Below are 16,797 nucleotides of genomic sequence, written 5' to 3' on the forward strand. Positions count from 1 at the left end.
GCGATAAAGTCGGTGAAATCCAGCTTTTCTAACCTTCAGTCAGCGGATCACTAAACTATGAGCATTCGTCGTCCCGATCCGCTGGCCCAGGTCAGTGACTTCGATATCCGCTTGCTGCGGATCTTTCGCAGCGTGGTGGAATGCGGTGGATTTTCCGCCGCCGAAACGGTGCTTGGTATCGGTCGCTCGGCCATCAGCCAACAGATGAACGATCTGGAACAACGCCTTGGGCTGCGCTTGTGCCAGCGTGGCCGTGCGGGGTTTTCACTGACCGAAGAAGGCCGTGAGGTCTATCAATCGGCCCTGCAACTATTGAGTGCGCTGGAAAGTTTCCGCACCGAGGTCAACGGTCTTCACCAGCATCTGCGCGGCGAACTGACCATAGGCCTGACGGACAACCTCGTCACCCTGCCCCACATGCGCATCACCCACGCCTTGGCTCAGTTGAAAGAACGCGGGCCGGACGTGCAGATCCAGATTCGCATGATCGCCCCCAACGAAGTCGAGCAAGGCGTGCTGGATGGTCGCCTTCATGTCGGTGTGGTTCCCCAGGCCAGTGTACTTTCCGGGCTCGAGTACCAACCGCTCTACAGTGAGCGCTCGTTGCTGTATTGCGCCGTGGGGCACCCGCTGTTTTATGTGGATGACCAGCAACTCGAGGATGCGCGCCTTAACAGCCAGGACGCCATCGCGCCGACGTTCCGTTTGCCGGCCGACATCCAGGCCCATTACCAGGCGTTGAACTGCACCGCCAGCGCATCGGATCGCGAAGGCATGGCGTTCCTGATCCTGACCGGGCGTTATATCGGTTATCTGCCAGACCACTATGCCAGTCTCTGGGTCCAGCAAGGACGGTTGCGAGCGCTCAAGCCCTTGGCGCGTTTCTACGACCTGAGCCTGGCGTCGGTCACGCGAAAGGGGCGTCGTCCTCATTTGGTGCTGGAAAGTTTCCTCGAAAGCCTGGCCGCCACGCGCTGATTCTCCGCCACCGCATGGCTTTTATAGCCGCGACACTTGTCGGATCCGCGCCGGTGCGCTATGAACGCATTTGCCCGCCCCACAGACCCAGCCCGGAAATGTCCATGACCTTTGAAGTTCCCGCCCATGGTGGCAAGCCTACCGGCCGCATTCGTCAACAGAACGAAGAGACCATCCTCAGGGCCGCCGAGGATGAGTTCGCCCGTCACGGTTTCAAGGGCACCAGCATGAACACCATCGCCTTGAAGGCCGGATTGCCCAAGGCGAACTTGCATTACTACTTCACCAACAAGCTCGGGCTCTATGTGGCGGTGCTGAGCAACATCATTGAGTTATGGGACAGCACGTTCAATTCCCTGACAGCCGAAGACGATCCAGCAGAGGCATTGACCCGGTATATTCGCGCCAAGATGGAGTTCTCGCGCCGCCAACCCCAGGCGTCACGGATCTTCGCCATGGAAGTGATCAGCGGCGGCGAATGCCTGAGCGAGTATTTCAACCAGGACTATCGCGCCTGGTTCACGGGCCGGGCGGCTGTTTTCCAGGCCTGGATCGATGCGGGCAAAATGGACCCGGTCGATCCAGTGCACCTCATTTTCCTGCTCTGGGGCAGCACTCAACATTACGCTGACTTCGCCACCCAGATCTGTCGCGTGACCGGTCGTAGCAAGCTGACCAAGCAAGACATGATCGACGCCGGTGACAACCTCATCCGTATCATTCTCAAAGGCTGCGGCCTGACACCTGACCTCTAGGATTACATGCCTTATACCCTCGTCGGTTTTTGCGAATACCGAGAAGAGATTCGCAAAAGCCGTTTCATCACCCTCGCCGCACCCATCACCAGCCCTGCCGAAGCCCAGGCCTTTATCGAGCAGCACAGCGACCTCGATGCCACCCACAATTGCTGGGCATGGAAACTGGGTGAGCAGTATCGCAGCAGCGACGATGGCGAACCGGGCGGGACCGCCGGACGTCCGATCCTGGCAGCCATCCAGGCCCAGGCCTGCGACCAAGTCGTGGTGCTGGTCATTCGCTGGTACGGCGGAATCCAACTGGGTACCGGCGGGTTGGCCCGGGCCTATGGCGGCGGAGCAAACAAATGCCTGCAAAACGCTGAGAAAGTTGAATTGATCAGCCGCGTATCGCTGCAGTGTGTTTGCGGGTTCGCGGAGCTGGCCCTGGTAAAACTGCGCACAGCCGAATGCGGTGGCGTGGTGAATGCCGAGCGCTTCACTGCCAATGGTGTGGAACTTCAATTAGCGGTGGGCGAAGAACACATCGAAACATTGCAGGCGCGGCTGGCCGACTTGAGCCGCGGGCAGATACGCCTGGAGCGCGAAACCCCATGATGTACGTCCCGGACTTGCCCACATGCGCTGTGCACCCGCTTGTGGATAACCTGGGCGCATCACGCTGTAACCCTTCTGTCATGCGGCTTCCAGAGGTTTGTTCATTTTTCGTACAGGGAAATCAAGATTGTCCAAATCCACACCAAAAACAAGCGGTTGCGGCGCTTTATCACCTTTAGAAGAAAGCCGTACAGGGCTTATGCCTGACGATAAGGCTTGCACACAATTACTGTGGAGCAACCTGTGGATAACCCGTTCATGGCTCCAGCATCACCAAGAGCAGCATGGCTCGCAGCCGCTTGTTCATTTTTTAACCAGGCGTTACGGGGCAGCTTGGCCCAATCCGACGCGTGGCGTCACGCGTTGAAACAACGGCACAAGAAACGCTGTCCATTAAATCCGTGACTTTTTCTTCTCAAGGAAGCACTCATGAATTCGGCAAAAAAAGCATTGATCATCGGCGCCTCCCGAGGCTTGGGCCTTGGCTTGGTGAAGACGCTTCTGAGTGATGGCTGGCACGTAACCGCCACCGTGCGCAACCCGCAGGGCGCAGAGTCCTTGAAAGCGCTGGGGCCGGTACGCGTCGAGAAGCTCGACATGGACGACCAGCAAGCCGTCATCGCCCTGAGCCAGCAGCTCAAAGGCGAAACCTTTGATCTGCTTTTCGTCAATGCAGGGGTCAAGGGCCCCGCGAACCAAAGCCCTGGCGGCGCGACGCTGGCTGAGGTCGGCCAATTGTTTTTCACCAATGCCGTGGCCCCGATCAACCTGGCTCAGCGTTTCGTCGGGCAAATTCGCGAAGGCAGCGGCGTGCTGGCCTTCATGAGCTCCGTGCTGGGCAGCGTCACCATGCCCGACGCGCCGGAACTGGCGCTGTACAAGGCAAGCAAAGCCGCGCTCAATTCGATGACCAACAGTTTTGTCAGCCAATTGGACGGGCAGTCATTGACCGTACTGTCGCTGCATCCGGGTTGGGTGAAAACCGATATGGGCGGGGAAGATGCGCAAATCGATGTGGAGACTAGCACCCGCGGACTGATCGATCAGGTCAATGCCTTCGCCGGCAAGGGCGGACATCACTTCGTCAATTACAGAGGCGAGTCGATTCCCTGGTAAACCCTCCGACCTGTGCGGAACACCAATAATCCTGTGGGAGCGAGCTTGGTCGCGATGGCGCCGTATCAACCAACAGAGATGCTCGATGTCAGGCCGCTTTCGCGAGCAAGCTCGCACACACATGGATTCTTATCGGGCACTGGAAATGCGTCCGGCAACCTGAGTAAACTCCGAACCGCGCCCTCCCACGGCGCCCCTGGATCAGCAGACAGGGCATCACTGAGCTGGCTAACCTGAACCCATTTTCAGAGGAGCCGGCCATCATGCCTGCGACCCGTACCTGGTTGAAAAACCCCCTCGCCATTTTTACCGCCAACGATCTTGATGCCCGTGGTGGCCTCGTGTTGCAGGACGGCGTGATCGTCGAACTGCTGGGAGCCGGCCAGCAACCTGCCCGGCCGTGCGACAAGATTTTCGATGCCCGCGAGCACGTCATCCTGCCTGGGCTGATCAACACTCATCATCACTTCTATCAGACCCTGACCCGCGCCTGGGCGCCTGTGGTCAACCAGCCGCTATTCCCATGGCTGAAGACGCTTTACCCGGTATGGGCGCGACTCACACCGGAAAAACTCGCCCTGGCCAGCAAAGTGGCACTCGCCGAACTGCTGCTGTCGGGCTGCACCACGGCGGCCGACCACCACTACCTGTTTCCGCAAGGAATGGAAAACGCCATCGACGTGCAAGTGCAAAGCGTCCGCGAGCTGGGCATGCGCGCCATGTTGACCCGCGGCTCGATGAGCCTGGGCGAGGCCGACGGAGGCTTGCCGCCGCAGCAGACCGTGCAGCAGGGGCAGGTGATTCTCGATGACAGCCAGCGGCTGATCGCTCGATACCATGAACGCGGTGCGGGCGCGCAAATCCAGATCGCCCTGGCGCCGTGTTCGCCGTTTTCGGTCACGAGCGAAATCATGAGCGCCAGCGCCGAACTCGCCGAAGAGCTCGATGTGCGCCTGCACACACACCTCGCCGAAACCCTCGATGAAGAGGATTTCTGCCTGCAACGATTCGGCCTGCGCACCGTGGATTACCTGGACAGTGTCGGTTGGCTCGGCCCTCGCACCTGGCTGGCCCACGGCATTCATTTCAACGCGGACGAAATCAGCCGCCTCGGCGCCGCCGGTACCGGCATCTGCCACTGTCCGAGTTCGAACATGCGCCTGGCCTCGGGCATTTGCCCGACGCTTGAATTGACGGCCGCCGGCGCACCGCTTGGCCTGGGCGTGGACGGCTCGGCGTCCAACGACGCTTCGAACTTGATCCTCGAAACCCGCCAGGCGCTGTACATCCAGCGCCTGCGCTATGGCGCCCAAGCGATCACCCCGGAACGGGTGCTCGGCTGGGCAACTCGAGGGTCGGCGCAACTGCTGGGACGCAGCGACATCGGTGAACTGGCGGTGGGCAAACAGGCCGACCTGGCGCTGTTCAAGCTCGATGAGTTGCGCTTCTCCGGCAGCCATGACCCGATCTCCGCCCTACTGCTGTGCGGCGCGGATCGGGCGGATCGAGTGATGATTGCCGGCGAGTGGCGAGTGATTGACGGACAGGTCGAGGGCCTTGACCTGAAAGGGTTGATCGCCGATCACAGCCAGGCGGCGCGGGAATTGATAGCAGCCTCCTGATCAAACCACCACCCTGTGGGAGCGAGCTTGCTCGCGATATCGGCCTAACATTCAACATCGATGTTGACTGACCCGGCGCTATCGCGAGCAAGCTCGCTCCCACAAGGACTATGAACAATTAAAGCCCCAGCAAGGACAACATCACAAACGTCGAAAACAACACAAAGTGGGTCATGCCCTCGATGGCGTTGGTTTCGCCATCGTTGAGGTTGATGGCGCTGACGATCAAGGTGATGAAGATCATCACCGTCTGCACCGGCGTCATTGCCATCTGGAATGGCTGGCCGGTGTAAAGCGCCATCGCTTCCATCACCGGCACGGTCAGAATCACCGTGGACAGCGACGCCCCCAGTGCGATGTTGACCACCGACTGCATGCGGTTGGCCAGGGCTGCCCGCAGCGCAGTGAGGATTTCCGGCGCGGCGGAAATGGCCGCCACCAGGATCGCCGTGACGACCGGCGGGGCGCCGGAGCCCTCCAGTCCCAGGTCGATAGCCTTGGACATGATCTCGGCGAGCGCACCGATCACGATCACACCAAACACCAGCGCACCGATGGAAAAAGCCAGGCTGATGGGCTTCGGCTCGGCTTCCACCGGCTCTTTCTTGCGGCGCTTTTCGGGGTAGCTATAGCTGAAGAAATAACTGTGGGGGCCCACCTGCATGCGCAGGAACAGGGCATAGAGCACCATCATCGCGCCGATGGTAAACGCCGAATAGGTTTTCCAACTTTCCCGCGGAATGAACTCCGGCACCACCATCGACACTCCCATGGCGGTGAGGATCATCACACTGTAGGTACGCGCCGAATCGTCGTTGTAAACCTGCTCGCCATGCTTGAGCCCGCCCATCAGCGCCGCGAGTCCGAGAATACCGTTGATGTCGAGCATGACCGCCGAATAAATCGTGTCGCGTACCAGGGTCGGCGACGCCTCGTTGCTCATCATGATCGCCAGGATCACGACTTCCACCAGCACCGCCGACAAAGTCAGGATCATGGTGCCGTAGGGATCGCCCACTTTTTCCGCGAGTAATTCCGCGTGATGGGCCACACGCATGGAGGCCGAGACGATAAAACCAATCAGCACCAACCCGCCCATCAGCGCAACGACCTGGCCGCTGCCCAGCAGCCAATGCTCAAGTGGGTAGGCGGCAAATGCGGCGAGCAGGGCCAGCAGTAGCAGTTTTTCTTGCTTGATCAACGAGAGCATCGCGAGCCTATAACCATGGACGGGTCATGAGCTACTAGACTGTGACGGACCGGGAACGTTTCGTCCGAATGTGACGTAGCCGTAGTCCGAGGATTATTGCCGGGACGAGGCCGTAGTGGATCAGCCGGTCAGGTTTTACTCAGACATCGGCGCCCGCCCCTGTAGAATGCCGCCATCGATTCGCTGATGAGAAAAGAACATGTACGACTGGCTGAACGCCTTGCCCAAGGCCGAACTGCATCTGCACCTGGAAGGTTCGCTGGAGCCCGAACTGCTGTTTGCCCTGGCTGAACGCAACAAGATCGCCCTGCCGTGGAACGACGTGGACACCCTGCGCCAGGCCTACGCCTTCAACAATCTGCAGGAATTTCTCGACCTGTATTACCAGGGTGCCGATGTGCTGCGCACTTCCCAGGATTTTTATGACCTGACCTGGGCTTACCTGCTGCGCTGCAAGGCGCAGAACGTCATCCACACCGAACCGTTCTTCGATCCACAGACCCACACCGATCGAGGGATTCCGTTCGAAGTGGTGCTCAACGGCATCGCCGCCGCGCTCAAGGACGGTGAACAGCAACTGGGCATCACCAGCGGCCTGATCCTGAGTTTCCTGCGTCACCTGAGCGAAGAACAAGCCGAAAAGACCCTCGACCAGGCGCTGCCGTTCCGCGACGCATTCGTCGCCGTCGGCCTGGACAGTTCCGAAATGGGCCACCCCCCGAGCAAGTTCCAGCGGGTATTCGACCGCGCTCGCAACGAAGGCTTCCTGACCGTCGCCCACGCGGGCGAGGAAGGTCCGCCCGAGTACATCTGGGAAGCCCTCGACCTGCTGAAGATCCAGCGCATCGACCACGGCGTGCGCGCCATCGAGGATGAGCGATTGATGCAACGGATCATTGACGAGCAGATCCCGCTGACGGTCTGCCCGCTGTCCAACACCAAGTTGCGCGTGTTCGACGACATGTCGCAGCACAACATCCTCGACATGCTGGAACGCGGCGTGAAGGTCACGGTGAACTCCGATGATCCGGCCTATTTCGGCGGCTACGTCACCGAAAACTTCCACGCGCTGCACACGCATCTGGGCATGACCCAGGACCAAGCCAAGCGACTGGCGCAAAACAGCCTGGATGCGCGACTAGTAAAACCTTAAGCCCAGTGATGCCCCATGTGGGAGCGAGCTTGCTCGCGATGGCGGTCTACCAGTCGACATCAATGGTGAATGTCGGACCGCTATCGCGAGCAAGCTCGCTCCCACAGGGGATCGTGTTCAATCAGCGACTGCGCCTTCGCTCAACTCCTCCAGCGTCTTGCCCCGCGTCTCCATTCCAAACAGCCAGACCACGCCCGCCGCCACGGCAAAGCACAAGGCGCCCAGGGCGAACACGCCACCCTGGCCGGTGATGGGAAAAACCAGCCCGGTGACCAGAGGCCCCAACAGCGAACCGATGCGACCGACCGCCGAGGCAAAGCCCGATCCCGTGGCCCGCGCCGAGGTGGGATACAACTCAGGCGTATAGGTGTAGAGCACTGCCCACATGCCGAACAGGAAAAACTGCATCAGCAGCCCGGTGCCGACCAGCAGGCCAACGTTGCCGCCAAATACCGCGCTCTGGCCATACAAAAACGCCATGCCTCCACCGCCGAGCAACGTGATGACGCATACCGGCTTGCGCCCCCAGCGCTCCACCAGCCAGGCCGCCATCAGGAAACCGGGAATCCCGCCCAGGGAAATCAGCACGGTGTAGTAGACCGACTGCGTCACCGCGAACCCGGACTGCTGCAGCAACGCACTGAGCCAGGACGTCAAGCCATAGAACCCAAGCAACGCAAAGAACCAGACGCTCCAGATCATCACCGTGCGTTGGCGATAAAGAGGAGACCAGATCTGCGCCAGGGCGGAAAAGAAATTGCCCGGTTGGGTCGCCAGTCTCGGCAGGCGGATGGGCTCGGGCAGGTCCCTGTGCCCCAACGAGGCCCGGACCTTCTCTTCGATCCGTTGGAGCACGGCATCCGCTTCATCGCCTCGCCCGGCCTGTTCAAGCCAACGCGGCGACTCTGGAATGAAGAAGCGAATCACCAGGACAAATACGGCTGGCACGGCCAGCACCAGGAAAATGTCACGCCAGCCGATCACCGGCAGCAGGAAGTAAGACAGCACACCCGCGGCCACGAAACCCAAGGGCCAGAAGCCGTCCATCAAGGCAATGTAGCGCCCCCGGCGCTTTGCCGGGATCAGCTCCGAAAGCATGGATTGGGCAATCGGAAACTCCATGCCCATGCCGATGCCCAGCAGTATGCGAAACAGTATCAGCGCTTCGATGTCCTGGGCGGTGGAGCAGAGATAACTGGCAAGCCCCCACAACACGATGCTCCACTGGAACACCGGCTTGCGGCCGAAACGATCGGCCAGCATGCCTGACAGCGACGCTCCCAGCACCATGCCGAAGAAACTGGAACTGGCCAGCAACCCGGCCTGGGCGGTGCTCAGGCCGAACTCGGTTTTGATCGAGCCCAGCAGGAACGTCATCATGGCCAGGTCCATGGAGTCAAAAAAAAATGCCAGGGCAATGATGATGAAAATGACCCGGTGATAGCCGCTGATGGGCAGCCGTTCCAGGCGCTCTGCCGCGCTGTAGACGTGAGTGTCCATATGCCTTCCCCCAATCCGATAGATCCCCGGACCGAGTGTGCGCGAACCACACTGGCGACGATTGCTGATTGCGACCTGTCTCAGCTCTAGAGCGCCATTTCCAAGTCTTCCTGCCTGGCGAAACGATGAATTTCCCGCTGACCTAGAGCCGTCACCTGCAAGGCCCTGGAATCATTAGGCAAGCTCAGCCAGCCCGATTGCATGAAAAGTTGCAGCAATCCGGCCCCCAAGGCTCCCCCCAAGTGCGGGCGACGCTCACTCCAGTCGGGGCAGGCGCATGCGATGCGAGCGTTGCGATGGGCCAGCGCCTGGATGAACAAGCCACGCCCGGCGAACTCATTGGAGCCCTTGTGGGTAACGATCACGCGCTGCTCGCATTGCTCGATCCAACCGGAATCCAACAGTCGCTGATACAGGTCCGCCGCTAGCAGGCCACCCAGATGGTCATCGCAAAGCCTTGCCCGCATCAGCGAGGCGGGGGCCGTCGGCGCCTTGGTCGGCATGAGACCGCGTTTGAAAACCTCTGGGACCTGACGCGGTGTACTTGCCAGGGTTGCGCTCGCCAACGCCTCGACGGCAGCACCGATCTCCGGGGCCGCCAGGCGGAAAAAACGTTTGCGGCCCCGGGTCTCGACCTTCAACAGCCCACCGGAGCATAGCCGCCCCAGATGGGCATTGGCCGAGGATGGCGACAATCCGGCCAGCAATGCCAACTCATCAGCCTGTCGTGCCGTACCGTCCATTAATGCCCACATCATTGCGCTGCGCTTGGGGTCAGCCAGCAGCGTGGCGATCTGGCTGATGCAAGGTGCATGTTCCATGTATTCACTCCCTGTTGAATCATTCGTCTACCGCTCTGGGGCATAGTGACCCCGGACCTCAAGTACCGCCCGAACGAACGGCATGCCCGCTTGTGCCGCAGCCATGTATCAGCGAAGTCGGCAGGATCCAAGACCGTTGAAACCGCACCGATACGTGCGGCCGCTAGTATAAGCGTGCGGCTCACGGTTTCCTGTCCTCCGGAAACCTTTGGAGGCGATAGTTCCTGAGGGAAAAATCTCTATTTGCCAGCGACTATTACCCGGCACCGTCCCCAGCGCGAAAACAGCAGCCTTGATTATCAAAAAATCATTGAAAGAGCCTGTTGTTCTTGGCGCTTTTATCAAGGCCATTAATAGCTAAATATGGGCGCCATCGAACTCAATCACGGAGCCGCTCCATGAAAGCCATCGCGTATTACCAATCGTTGTCCATCACCGATCCGACATCGCTGCAGGACATCGACCTGCCTGCCCCCATCGCCGGCCCCCGGGATTTGCTGGTGGAAGTCAAAGCCATTTCGGTCAACCCCGTCGACACCAAGGTCCGCCAGAACGTGCAGCCCGAAGGAGGAGCCGCCAAGGTGCTGGGCTGGGACGTGGCCGGTGTGGTCACGGCGGTTGGCAGCGAAGTCACCTTGTTCAAGGCGGGTGACAAGGTGTTCTACGCAGGCTCGATTGCCCGGGCAGGCGGCAACAGCGAATTGCATGTGGTGGATGAGCGCATCGTGGGCCACATGCCAAAGACCCTCGGTTTCGCCGAAGCGGCCGCGCTGCCGCTGACCGCCATCACCGCTTGGGAATTGCTCTTCGATCGCCTGCAAGTCAAGGAAGGCCATAGCAATCAGGACCAGAGCCTTCTGATCGTCGGCGCCGCCGGTGGCGTGGGTTCGATCCTGACGCAACTGGCCAGCCAGCTCACCGGGCTGAAAGTGATTGGCACCGCCTCCCGGCCGCAGACGCAGGAATGGGTGCGCGGCCTCGGTGCCGACCTGGTGATCGACCACAGTCAGCCACTGAGCGAGGCCCTCAAGAAAGCGGGACAGCCCCAAGTGACCCATGTGGCCAGCCTGACCCAGACCGACCAGCATCTGGATCAACTGGTCGAGGCCCTGGCACCGCAAGGCAAACTGGCGCTGATCGATGATCCGAAGTCGCTGGACGTGACCAAGCTCAAGCGCAAGAGCCTCTCTTTGCATTGGGAGTTCATGTACACCCGTTCTCTGTTCGAGACGGCTGACATGCTTGAACAGCACAAACTGCTCAATCGAGTGGCCGAACTGATCGACGCAGGCACGCTGAAGACAACGGTTGGCGAGCACTTCGGCACCATCAATGCCGCCAACCTGCGCCGGGCCCATGCCTTGCTTGAAAGTGGAAAGGCCAAGGGCAAGATCGTGCTCGAAGGGTTCTGATCAGCCTGGCTTGTCGAGCGTGGCGAGGGAGTTGCTCCCTCGTCACAAAAAATATGCGCCGTCAGTCCGACAATTGACCGTTGTCACAATTGCGCTTGCATTCCGGTCTACACTCGAGGCCTTTGCAACGCAGTCTTTTACGTGAGGAGGTCAGCAATGAAGATCCTGATAAAAGAAGTGGCAAAATCACAATGGCAAGTGCGCCTTGACCAGCACGTCGTGACTTTTCGCACCGAGGCTGAAGCCCAGGCTTTCGCCACTACCCTGCAAGCGCGTATTCACGCACCGCATCATTTCCCCGAATATCAGCAGCGCGCGGCTGGATGAATCATTCCTGCCGACCCGCCTGAGCAAGCGCCCGGGCGTTTTGCAGACGGCGGGTCAGCATCGCGGCGCTCACCACCAATAATCCACACAGGCTGATGACGATTGCCATCGGCACCGCCGTGCCGTCATGCAATGCCGCCACCAGCGCGGCGGCTCCTGCGGCGACGGAAAACTGCAGGCAACCCAACATGGCCGAAGCACTCCCCGCCCGGGCGCCCTGCCCGTTCATGGCGCAGGCCGAGGCATTGGGAATGATGCAGCCCAGGCTGGCGATGCAGATGAACAACGGAATCAACAACGGCCACAAGCGTTCCGGCTGCAAGGCGCTGACCGCCAACAGACTGAGCCCGGCAAGCCAATACACCCATACCGCACGAGCCAGCAGGAATGCCGGGCCGCGTTTGGACAACAGCCGGGCATTGACTTGCGCCACCAGTATGAAGCCCGCCGCGTTCGTGCCGAACAGCCAGCCGAAATGCTCGGCGGGGACGCCGTAGAGCTTGATGAAGACGAACGGTGAACCCGCGATGTAGGCGAACATCCCGGCGATCGCGATGCCTCCCGTCAGGGCGTGACCGAGGAAGACCGAGTCCCTCAGAAGACGCCCGTATTGGCGCAACGCGCCGGATAACGGTTGGCGGGGCACGTGGTCAGGCAGGCTTTCAGGCAACCACAAGGCAACCGCGGCCGCCGCCAGCGCGCTGAATAACGTCAGGCCCACGAATATCGATTGCCATCCGTACAGGTTCACCAGCAAGCCGCCCAGCATCGGCGCGAGGATGGGCGCCAGCCCCATCACCAACATCAATTGCGAGAACACCTTGGCCGAACCGACTGCGTCGCATTTGTCGCTGACCACCGCCCGGGAGATCACCATTCCGGCACAACCGCCCAGGGCCTGGACGAAGCGGGCGCCGATCAGCCATTCGAGGCTCGGCGCATAGGCGCAAGCCAGGGACGCCACGGTAAACAAGCCGACCCCCGTCAGCAGCGGGATGCGCCGTCCGAAGCGATCCGCCACTGGCCCGTAGGCCAATTGCCCGAGGGACAGCCCTAGAAAATAGGCCGCCAAGGTCAACTGGATATGTTTTTCATCGGTGCCGAAGGCCATGGCCATTGCCGGGAAGGCGGGCAAATAGAAATCGATCGCCAAGGGACCGAAAGCGCTCAAGGCGCCAAGAATCAGAATGGTACGAAGGTTCATCGGGCGTCCAGGTCATGCGTCAGTCGGCAGCCCGACAGTCTAGCCGGGCCACGCGCGCTTGAACATTCCGATAGGTCGCTAACGATTAAAAAACTTCAAGCCGGGCTGGCCTCGTACCCCTCCTCCCTGATTGCTGCGATCACGGCGCCGGGCGGCAACGCACTGTCTACCTTGACGGTCTTGCTGCCGAGATCAATCTCAACTTCGGCTTCAGGATCCTTGGCGTGAAGCGCCTGGGTGATGGCTTTGACGCAATGTCCGCAAGACATCCCTTGAACGTTGAAAATTTGCATGAAATGACTCCTTGGGATTGGGTTGCCCACAGTCTCAAGCTTGCCATCATGGCAAGGTCAAGTTTTGCCAAAAACTGCCGGGCTGGCATTCGGCGCCGCGCTCGGCCAAGCTGCACTTATTCAAGATTTCACACCGGAGGTTCAGCCATGCGCTGGTCAGCGTTCAGCCTGTTTTGCATGCTCGGTCTTTCAGCAATGGCCCCCCAGGCATCGGCGGCCGGAGAAGACTACGGCGTGCTGATCATTTCCCGCGAGCGCCTGGAAGTGGCGACGTCCTGCGAAATCGGCATCTACATCCAGGACCAACTCACCGCCCGGCTGTTCCAAGAGGCCAGCACGTCTTTCAATCTGCCGCCGGGTCGGTTCTCCTTGCGACTCAAGTTGTTGCCAGGCCAGGCGCCGGGTTGTAATCCAGGCATGCTCGCCCCCGGGTCGCAGGAGATTACGCTCAAGGCCGGCGACATTCTGAAATACCGCATCGCCATGAATGAACAAGGCATGTACCTGAAGCAGGCTGGGCTCGGTTACTGACCCTGCGAATCCATGTGGAGCGTGCCGGCTCGCGAAGAGGCCAGCAGCTTCAAGCGCTTTGCGAGCTGTGCCAGCGCTTTCGCGAGCAGGCTCGCTCCCACATTGGATCCGCGGCGGACATGCGGCACAGGCAACAACACAAAACCCTGTGGGAGCGAGCTTGCTCGCGAAGGCGGTATCACAGCCAAAATCTTCATTGACTGACCCACCGTTTTCGCGAGCAAGCTCCCTCCCTGTAACTTTTGCATTGGCGCTTGACCTTGCCAGCATGGCAAGGTTGATCCTGTGGTCATCCACTACAGGGAGCCTGACCCATGTCCGAATCCACCACCTTCGATCTGCCGATCTCCGGCATGACCTGCGCCAGTTGTGCCGGACGGGTCGAGCGAGCCTTGAGCAAAGTCACCGGCGCCAGCGCCGTCAGTGTCAACCTGGCGACCGAACAGGCACGAATCCGGGCCCCGGCGGACAGCTTGCCGGCGCTGATGCAAGCCGTTGAACAGGCCGGCTACAGCGTCCCCGTCCACACCTTGGAACTGAGCATCGAAGGCATGACCTGCGCGTCCTGCGTCGGGCGCATCGAACGAGCGTTGGGTAAAGTCGTCGGAGTGAACCGGGTCAGCGTCAACCTCGCCAACGAGCGGGCGCACCTCGAACTGCTCGGCCAGGTTGATCCGCAAGCGCTCATCGATGCGGTCAAGCGCGCCGGTTACGACGCCAGCGTGTGGCAGTCCGAGACGGCTCCAAAAAACCAAGCCGATCACCTGCACCGTGAGCGGCTGGCCTTGCTGATGGCGATCCTGCTGTCCATCCCGCTGGTCCTGCCAATGCTCTTGCAGCCGTTCGGCGTTCACTGGATGCTCCCGGCCTGGGTGCAATTCGCGTTGGCGACGCCGGTGCAATTCATCTTCGGCGGGCGTTTTTACGTCGCGGCGTTCAAAGCAGTTCGCGCCGGAGCCGGGAACATGGACCTGCTGGTGGCCCTGGGGACCAGCGCCGGTTACGGCCTGAGCCTCTACGAATGGGCAATTGCCCAACCCGGCAGCATGCCGCATTTGTATTTCGAAGCGTCAGCCGTGGTGATTGCCCTGGTATTGCTCGGTAAATATCTGGAAAGCCGCGCCAAACGACAAACCGCCAGCGCCATCCGCGCCCTCGAAGCCTTGCGGCCGGAGCGGGCAATCCAAGTCATCGCTGGCGAAGAACGGGACGTGGCCATCAGCGCCCTGCGCTTGGATGACCTGGTGCTGGTCAAGCCCGGCGAACGTTTCCCGGTGGACGGTGACGTGATCGAAGGGCAGAGCCATGCCGACGAGGCGCTGATCAGCGGCGAAAGCCTGCCCGTGCCCAAGCAGCCCGGCGATAAAGTCACCGGTGGCGCGATCAATGGTGAAGGCCGCTTGCTGGTGCGCACCCGGGCCCTGGGCGCCGAGACGGTCCTGGCGCGCATCATCCGGCTGGTGGAAGACGCCCAGGCAGCCAAGGCCCCTATCCAGAAACTGGTGGATAAAGTCAGCCAGGTGTTCGTGCCGGTCGTATTGGTCCTGGCCCTCGCCACATTGGTCGGCTGGTGGCTGTATGGGGCGCCATTGGAAACCGCGCTGATCAATGCCGTCGCCGTGCTGGTGATTGCCTGCCCATGCGCCCTGGGCCTGGCGACGCCGACGGCGATCATGGCCGGTACCGGCGTGGCCGCCCGCCATGGGATTCTGATCAAGGATGCCGAGGCGCTGGAACGCGCTCATGAAGTCAGCACGGTGGTCTTCGACAAGACCGGGACCCTGACGTCCGGCACGCCGCGCATCGCTCACCTGGCCGCCCTCGATGGAAACGAAGACACCCTGCTGAGCTTGGCCGGCGCCTTGCAACGCGGCAGCGAACATCCCTTGGCCAAAGCGGTGCTGGACGCCTGCACCGAGCGTGGCCTGACCGTACCGGCCATCAGCGAAAGCCAGTCCCTGACCGGGCGCGGCATTGCCGGCAGCCTCGACGGACGCCGCCTGGCCTTGGGCAATCAACGCCTGCTGGAGGAGCTGGGCCTGACACCCGGTTCGCTGGGGGAATCGGCGCAAGCCTGGGAGGCCGAAGGTCGGACCCTTTCCTGGCTGATCGAACAAGGTGCCGCCCCACGGGTCCTGGGCCTGTTCGCCTTCGGCGATACCCTGAAGCCCGGCGCCAGCGCCGCCGTGCAAGCGTTGAATCAACGCGATATCACAAGCCACTTGCTCACCGGGGACAATCGCGGCAGTGCCCAGGTGGTCGCGCAAGCGCTGGGGATCGCCAATGTCCACGCGCAAGTGTTGCCGGCTGATAAGTCCGCCATTGTTCAAGCATTGAAAAAGAACGCGGTGGTGGCCATGGTCGGTGACGGCATCAATGACGCCCCCGCGCTGGCCGCCGCCGACATCGGCATTGCCATGGGCGGCGGCACGGACGTGGCGATGCACGCCGCCGGCATCACCCTGATGCGCGGTGATCCGCGCCTGGTTCCAGCGGCATTGGACATCAGCCGCAAGACCTACGCCAAGATCCGCCAGAATCTGTTCTGGGCCTTCGTCTACAACCTGATCGGCATCCCGCTGGCAGCCTTCGGCTGGCTCAATCCGGTACTGGCCGGCGCAGCGATGGCGCTGTCCAGCGTCAGCGTGGTGAGCAATGCATTATTGTTGAAATTCTGGACACCCAAGCACTTGGAGGACAAGCGATGAACATCGGCCAAGCGGCCCGCCAGAGCGGCCTTAGCGCGAAGATGATCCGGTATTACGAATCCATCGGTCTGCTCAGGGCGGCCCATCGCACCGACAGCGGCTACCGGATCTACGGCACGGACGATCTGCACACGCTGGCCTTCATCAAGCGCTCCCGCGACCTGGGGTTTTCACTGGAAGAGGTCAGTAAATTGCTGACGCTCTGGCAGGACCGCGAACGCGCCAGCGCCGACGTCAAGGCGCTCGCTCGGCAACATGTCGACGAGCTGAACCAGAAAATCCGCGAGCTGGCGGAACTGCGCGATACCCTCCAGGACCTGGTGGAACATTGCCAAGGCGATCATCGTCCCGACTGCCCGATTCTCAAGGAGCTGGCGTCGGGATGCTGCTAGCACTCATGCCCTGTGGGAACGAGCCTGGACATGAAAAACCCGGCCAAGGCCTAATGCTGTTCACTTGAAAAAACGATGAGCCGTGGCGAGGGCACGTGCTCCCGCCGGGCCTGTAGGAGCTTGAGTAGGAACTGTGTAGGAGCTGTGTAGGAGCTGTGTAGGAGCTGCCGAGTGAAAC

At 60.9% G+C, this 16,797-nt stretch carries 16 protein-coding genes; 11 read left to right on the forward strand and 5 right to left on the reverse strand.

What is annotated here, in order from left to right:
* The first annotated feature begins 57 nt into the window (after positions 1–57).
* The 5 genes from M8Q45_RS21235 to M8Q45_RS21255 all read left to right on the forward strand — a co-directional run bounded on the left by M8Q45_RS21235 (position 58) and on the right by M8Q45_RS21255 (position 5,068).
* Positions 58–978 (forward strand): LysR family transcriptional regulator, encoded by a 921-nt coding sequence (locus tag M8Q45_RS21235; RefSeq protein WP_249876263.1) that lies wholly within the window; start codon positions 58–60, stop codon positions 976–978.
* 104 nt (positions 979–1,082) lie between these two features.
* Positions 1,083–1,733 carry a TetR/AcrR family transcriptional regulator gene (locus M8Q45_RS21240; RefSeq protein WP_249876264.1) on the forward strand — a complete coding sequence of 217 codons (651 nt, stop codon included), beginning with the start codon at positions 1,083–1,085 and terminating at the stop codon, positions 1,731–1,733.
* 6 nt (positions 1,734–1,739) lie between these two features.
* Complete coding sequence (locus M8Q45_RS21245; RefSeq protein ID WP_030138062.1) at positions 1,740–2,330, forward strand: IMPACT family protein; 591 nt, start codon at positions 1,740–1,742, stop codon at positions 2,328–2,330.
* Positions 2,331–2,759: 429 nt separating this feature from the next.
* Positions 2,760–3,446, forward strand: a complete 687-nt coding sequence (locus tag M8Q45_RS21250; protein WP_249876265.1) for an SDR family oxidoreductase — start codon at positions 2,760–2,762, stop codon at positions 3,444–3,446.
* 263 nt (positions 3,447–3,709) lie between these two features.
* Positions 3,710–5,068 (forward strand): 8-oxoguanine deaminase, encoded by a 1,359-nt coding sequence (locus M8Q45_RS21255; RefSeq protein WP_249876266.1) that lies wholly within the window; start codon positions 3,710–3,712, stop codon positions 5,066–5,068.
* A gap of 118 nt (positions 5,069–5,186) precedes the next feature.
* Here the strand turns inward: M8Q45_RS21255 and M8Q45_RS21260 are convergent, their stop codons facing one another.
* Positions 5,187–6,278 carry a calcium:cation antiporter gene (locus M8Q45_RS21260; RefSeq protein WP_249876267.1) on the reverse strand — a complete coding sequence of 364 codons (1,092 nt, stop codon included), beginning with the start codon at positions 6,276–6,278 and terminating at the stop codon, positions 5,187–5,189.
* Positions 6,279–6,477: 199 nt separating this feature from the next.
* On the opposite strand from M8Q45_RS21260, the gene M8Q45_RS21265 reads away from it, so the two are divergent.
* Positions 6,478–7,431, forward strand: coding sequence for an adenosine deaminase (locus M8Q45_RS21265; RefSeq protein ID WP_249876268.1), 954 nt, complete (start codon positions 6,478–6,480; stop codon positions 7,429–7,431).
* Between the two features lie 117 nt (positions 7,432–7,548).
* Here M8Q45_RS21265 and M8Q45_RS21270 read toward each other — a convergent pair whose 3' ends face one another.
* Both M8Q45_RS21270 and M8Q45_RS21275 read right to left on the reverse strand, forming a co-directional pair.
* Positions 7,549–8,931, reverse strand: a complete 1,383-nt coding sequence (locus tag M8Q45_RS21270) for an MFS transporter (protein WP_249876269.1) — start codon at positions 8,929–8,931, stop codon at positions 7,549–7,551.
* A gap of 86 nt (positions 8,932–9,017) precedes the next feature.
* Positions 9,018–9,752 carry an ArsR/SmtB family transcription factor gene (locus M8Q45_RS21275; protein ID WP_249876270.1) on the reverse strand — a complete coding sequence of 245 codons (735 nt, stop codon included), beginning with the start codon at positions 9,750–9,752 and terminating at the stop codon, positions 9,018–9,020.
* 398 nt (positions 9,753–10,150) lie between these two features.
* Here M8Q45_RS21275 and M8Q45_RS21280 point away from each other — a divergent pair, with 398 nt between their 5' ends.
* Complete coding sequence (locus M8Q45_RS21280; RefSeq protein ID WP_249876271.1) at positions 10,151–11,164, forward strand: zinc-binding alcohol dehydrogenase family protein; 1,014 nt, start codon at positions 10,151–10,153, stop codon at positions 11,162–11,164.
* Between the two features lie 156 nt (positions 11,165–11,320).
* Positions 11,321–11,491 carry a hypothetical protein gene (locus M8Q45_RS21285; protein ID WP_181287283.1) on the forward strand — a complete coding sequence of 57 codons (171 nt, stop codon included), beginning with the start codon at positions 11,321–11,323 and terminating at the stop codon, positions 11,489–11,491.
* A gap of 1 nt (position 11,492) precedes the next feature.
* Here M8Q45_RS21285 and M8Q45_RS21290 read toward each other — a convergent pair whose 3' ends face one another.
* Positions 11,493–12,695, reverse strand: coding sequence for a multidrug effflux MFS transporter (locus M8Q45_RS21290; protein WP_249876272.1), 1,203 nt, complete (start codon positions 12,693–12,695; stop codon positions 11,493–11,495).
* Positions 12,696–12,790: 95 nt separating this feature from the next.
* Complete coding sequence (locus M8Q45_RS21295) at positions 12,791–12,988, reverse strand: heavy-metal-associated domain-containing protein (RefSeq protein ID WP_249876273.1); 198 nt, start codon at positions 12,986–12,988, stop codon at positions 12,791–12,793.
* 147 nt (positions 12,989–13,135) lie between these two features.
* Here M8Q45_RS21295 and M8Q45_RS21300 point away from each other — a divergent pair, with 147 nt between their 5' ends.
* From M8Q45_RS21300 to cueR, 3 genes are all read left to right on the forward strand, one after another.
* The gene (locus M8Q45_RS21300) at positions 13,136–13,519 is read left to right on the forward strand and encodes a hypothetical protein (RefSeq protein WP_030138052.1); all 384 of its coding nucleotides are present in this window, start codon (positions 13,136–13,138) and stop codon (positions 13,517–13,519) included.
* A 314-nt stretch (positions 13,520–13,833) separates the two neighbouring features.
* The gene (locus M8Q45_RS21305; RefSeq protein WP_249876274.1) at positions 13,834–16,227 is read left to right on the forward strand and encodes a heavy metal translocating P-type ATPase; all 2,394 of its coding nucleotides are present in this window, start codon (positions 13,834–13,836) and stop codon (positions 16,225–16,227) included.
* Positions 16,224–16,619, forward strand: coding sequence for a Cu(I)-responsive transcriptional regulator (cueR, locus tag M8Q45_RS21310; protein ID WP_249876275.1), 396 nt, complete (start codon positions 16,224–16,226; stop codon positions 16,617–16,619). The genes M8Q45_RS21305 and cueR overlap by 4 nt, the downstream gene beginning before the upstream one ends.
* The last annotated feature ends 178 nt before the right edge of the window (positions 16,620–16,797 follow it).

It is taken from the genome of Pseudomonas sp. T1.Ur, assembly GCF_023516725.1.
In the GTDB taxonomy this organism is placed as follows: Bacteria; Pseudomonadota; Gammaproteobacteria; order Pseudomonadales; family Pseudomonadaceae; genus Aquipseudomonas; species Aquipseudomonas alvandae.

Coding starts and splice junctions, on each gene's coding strand:
- M8Q45_RS21300 (WP_030138052.1), top strand. CDS start 13,136: ATGCGCTGGTCAGCGTTCAGCCTGTTTTGCATGCTCGGTCTTTCAGCA.
- M8Q45_RS21275 (WP_249876270.1), bottom strand. CDS start 9,752: ATGGAACATGCACCTTGCATCAGCCAGATCGCCACGCTGCTGGCTGAC.
- M8Q45_RS21255 (WP_249876266.1), top strand. CDS start 3,710: ATGCCTGCGACCCGTACCTGGTTGAAAAACCCCCTCGCCATTTTTACC.
- M8Q45_RS21280 (WP_249876271.1), top strand. CDS start 10,151: ATGAAAGCCATCGCGTATTACCAATCGTTGTCCATCACCGATCCGACA.
- M8Q45_RS21235 (WP_249876263.1), top strand. CDS start 58: ATGAGCATTCGTCGTCCCGATCCGCTGGCCCAGGTCAGTGACTTCGAT.
- M8Q45_RS21305 (WP_249876274.1), top strand. CDS start 13,834: ATGTCCGAATCCACCACCTTCGATCTGCCGATCTCCGGCATGACCTGC.
- M8Q45_RS21245 (WP_030138062.1), top strand. CDS start 1,740: ATGCCTTATACCCTCGTCGGTTTTTGCGAATACCGAGAAGAGATTCGC.
- M8Q45_RS21240 (WP_249876264.1), top strand. CDS start 1,083: ATGACCTTTGAAGTTCCCGCCCATGGTGGCAAGCCTACCGGCCGCATT.
- M8Q45_RS21270 (WP_249876269.1), bottom strand. CDS start 8,931: ATGGACACTCACGTCTACAGCGCGGCAGAGCGCCTGGAACGGCTGCCC.
- cueR (WP_249876275.1), top strand. CDS start 16,224: ATGAACATCGGCCAAGCGGCCCGCCAGAGCGGCCTTAGCGCGAAGATG.
- M8Q45_RS21290 (WP_249876272.1), bottom strand. CDS start 12,695: ATGAACCTTCGTACCATTCTGATTCTTGGCGCCTTGAGCGCTTTCGGT.
- M8Q45_RS21285 (WP_181287283.1), top strand. CDS start 11,321: ATGAAGATCCTGATAAAAGAAGTGGCAAAATCACAATGGCAAGTGCGC.
- M8Q45_RS21250 (WP_249876265.1), top strand. CDS start 2,760: ATGAATTCGGCAAAAAAAGCATTGATCATCGGCGCCTCCCGAGGCTTG.
- M8Q45_RS21265 (WP_249876268.1), top strand. CDS start 6,478: ATGTACGACTGGCTGAACGCCTTGCCCAAGGCCGAACTGCATCTGCAC.
- M8Q45_RS21260 (WP_249876267.1), bottom strand. CDS start 6,278: ATGCTCTCGTTGATCAAGCAAGAAAAACTGCTACTGCTGGCCCTGCTC.
- M8Q45_RS21295 (WP_249876273.1), bottom strand. CDS start 12,988: ATGCAAATTTTCAACGTTCAAGGGATGTCTTGCGGACATTGCGTCAAA.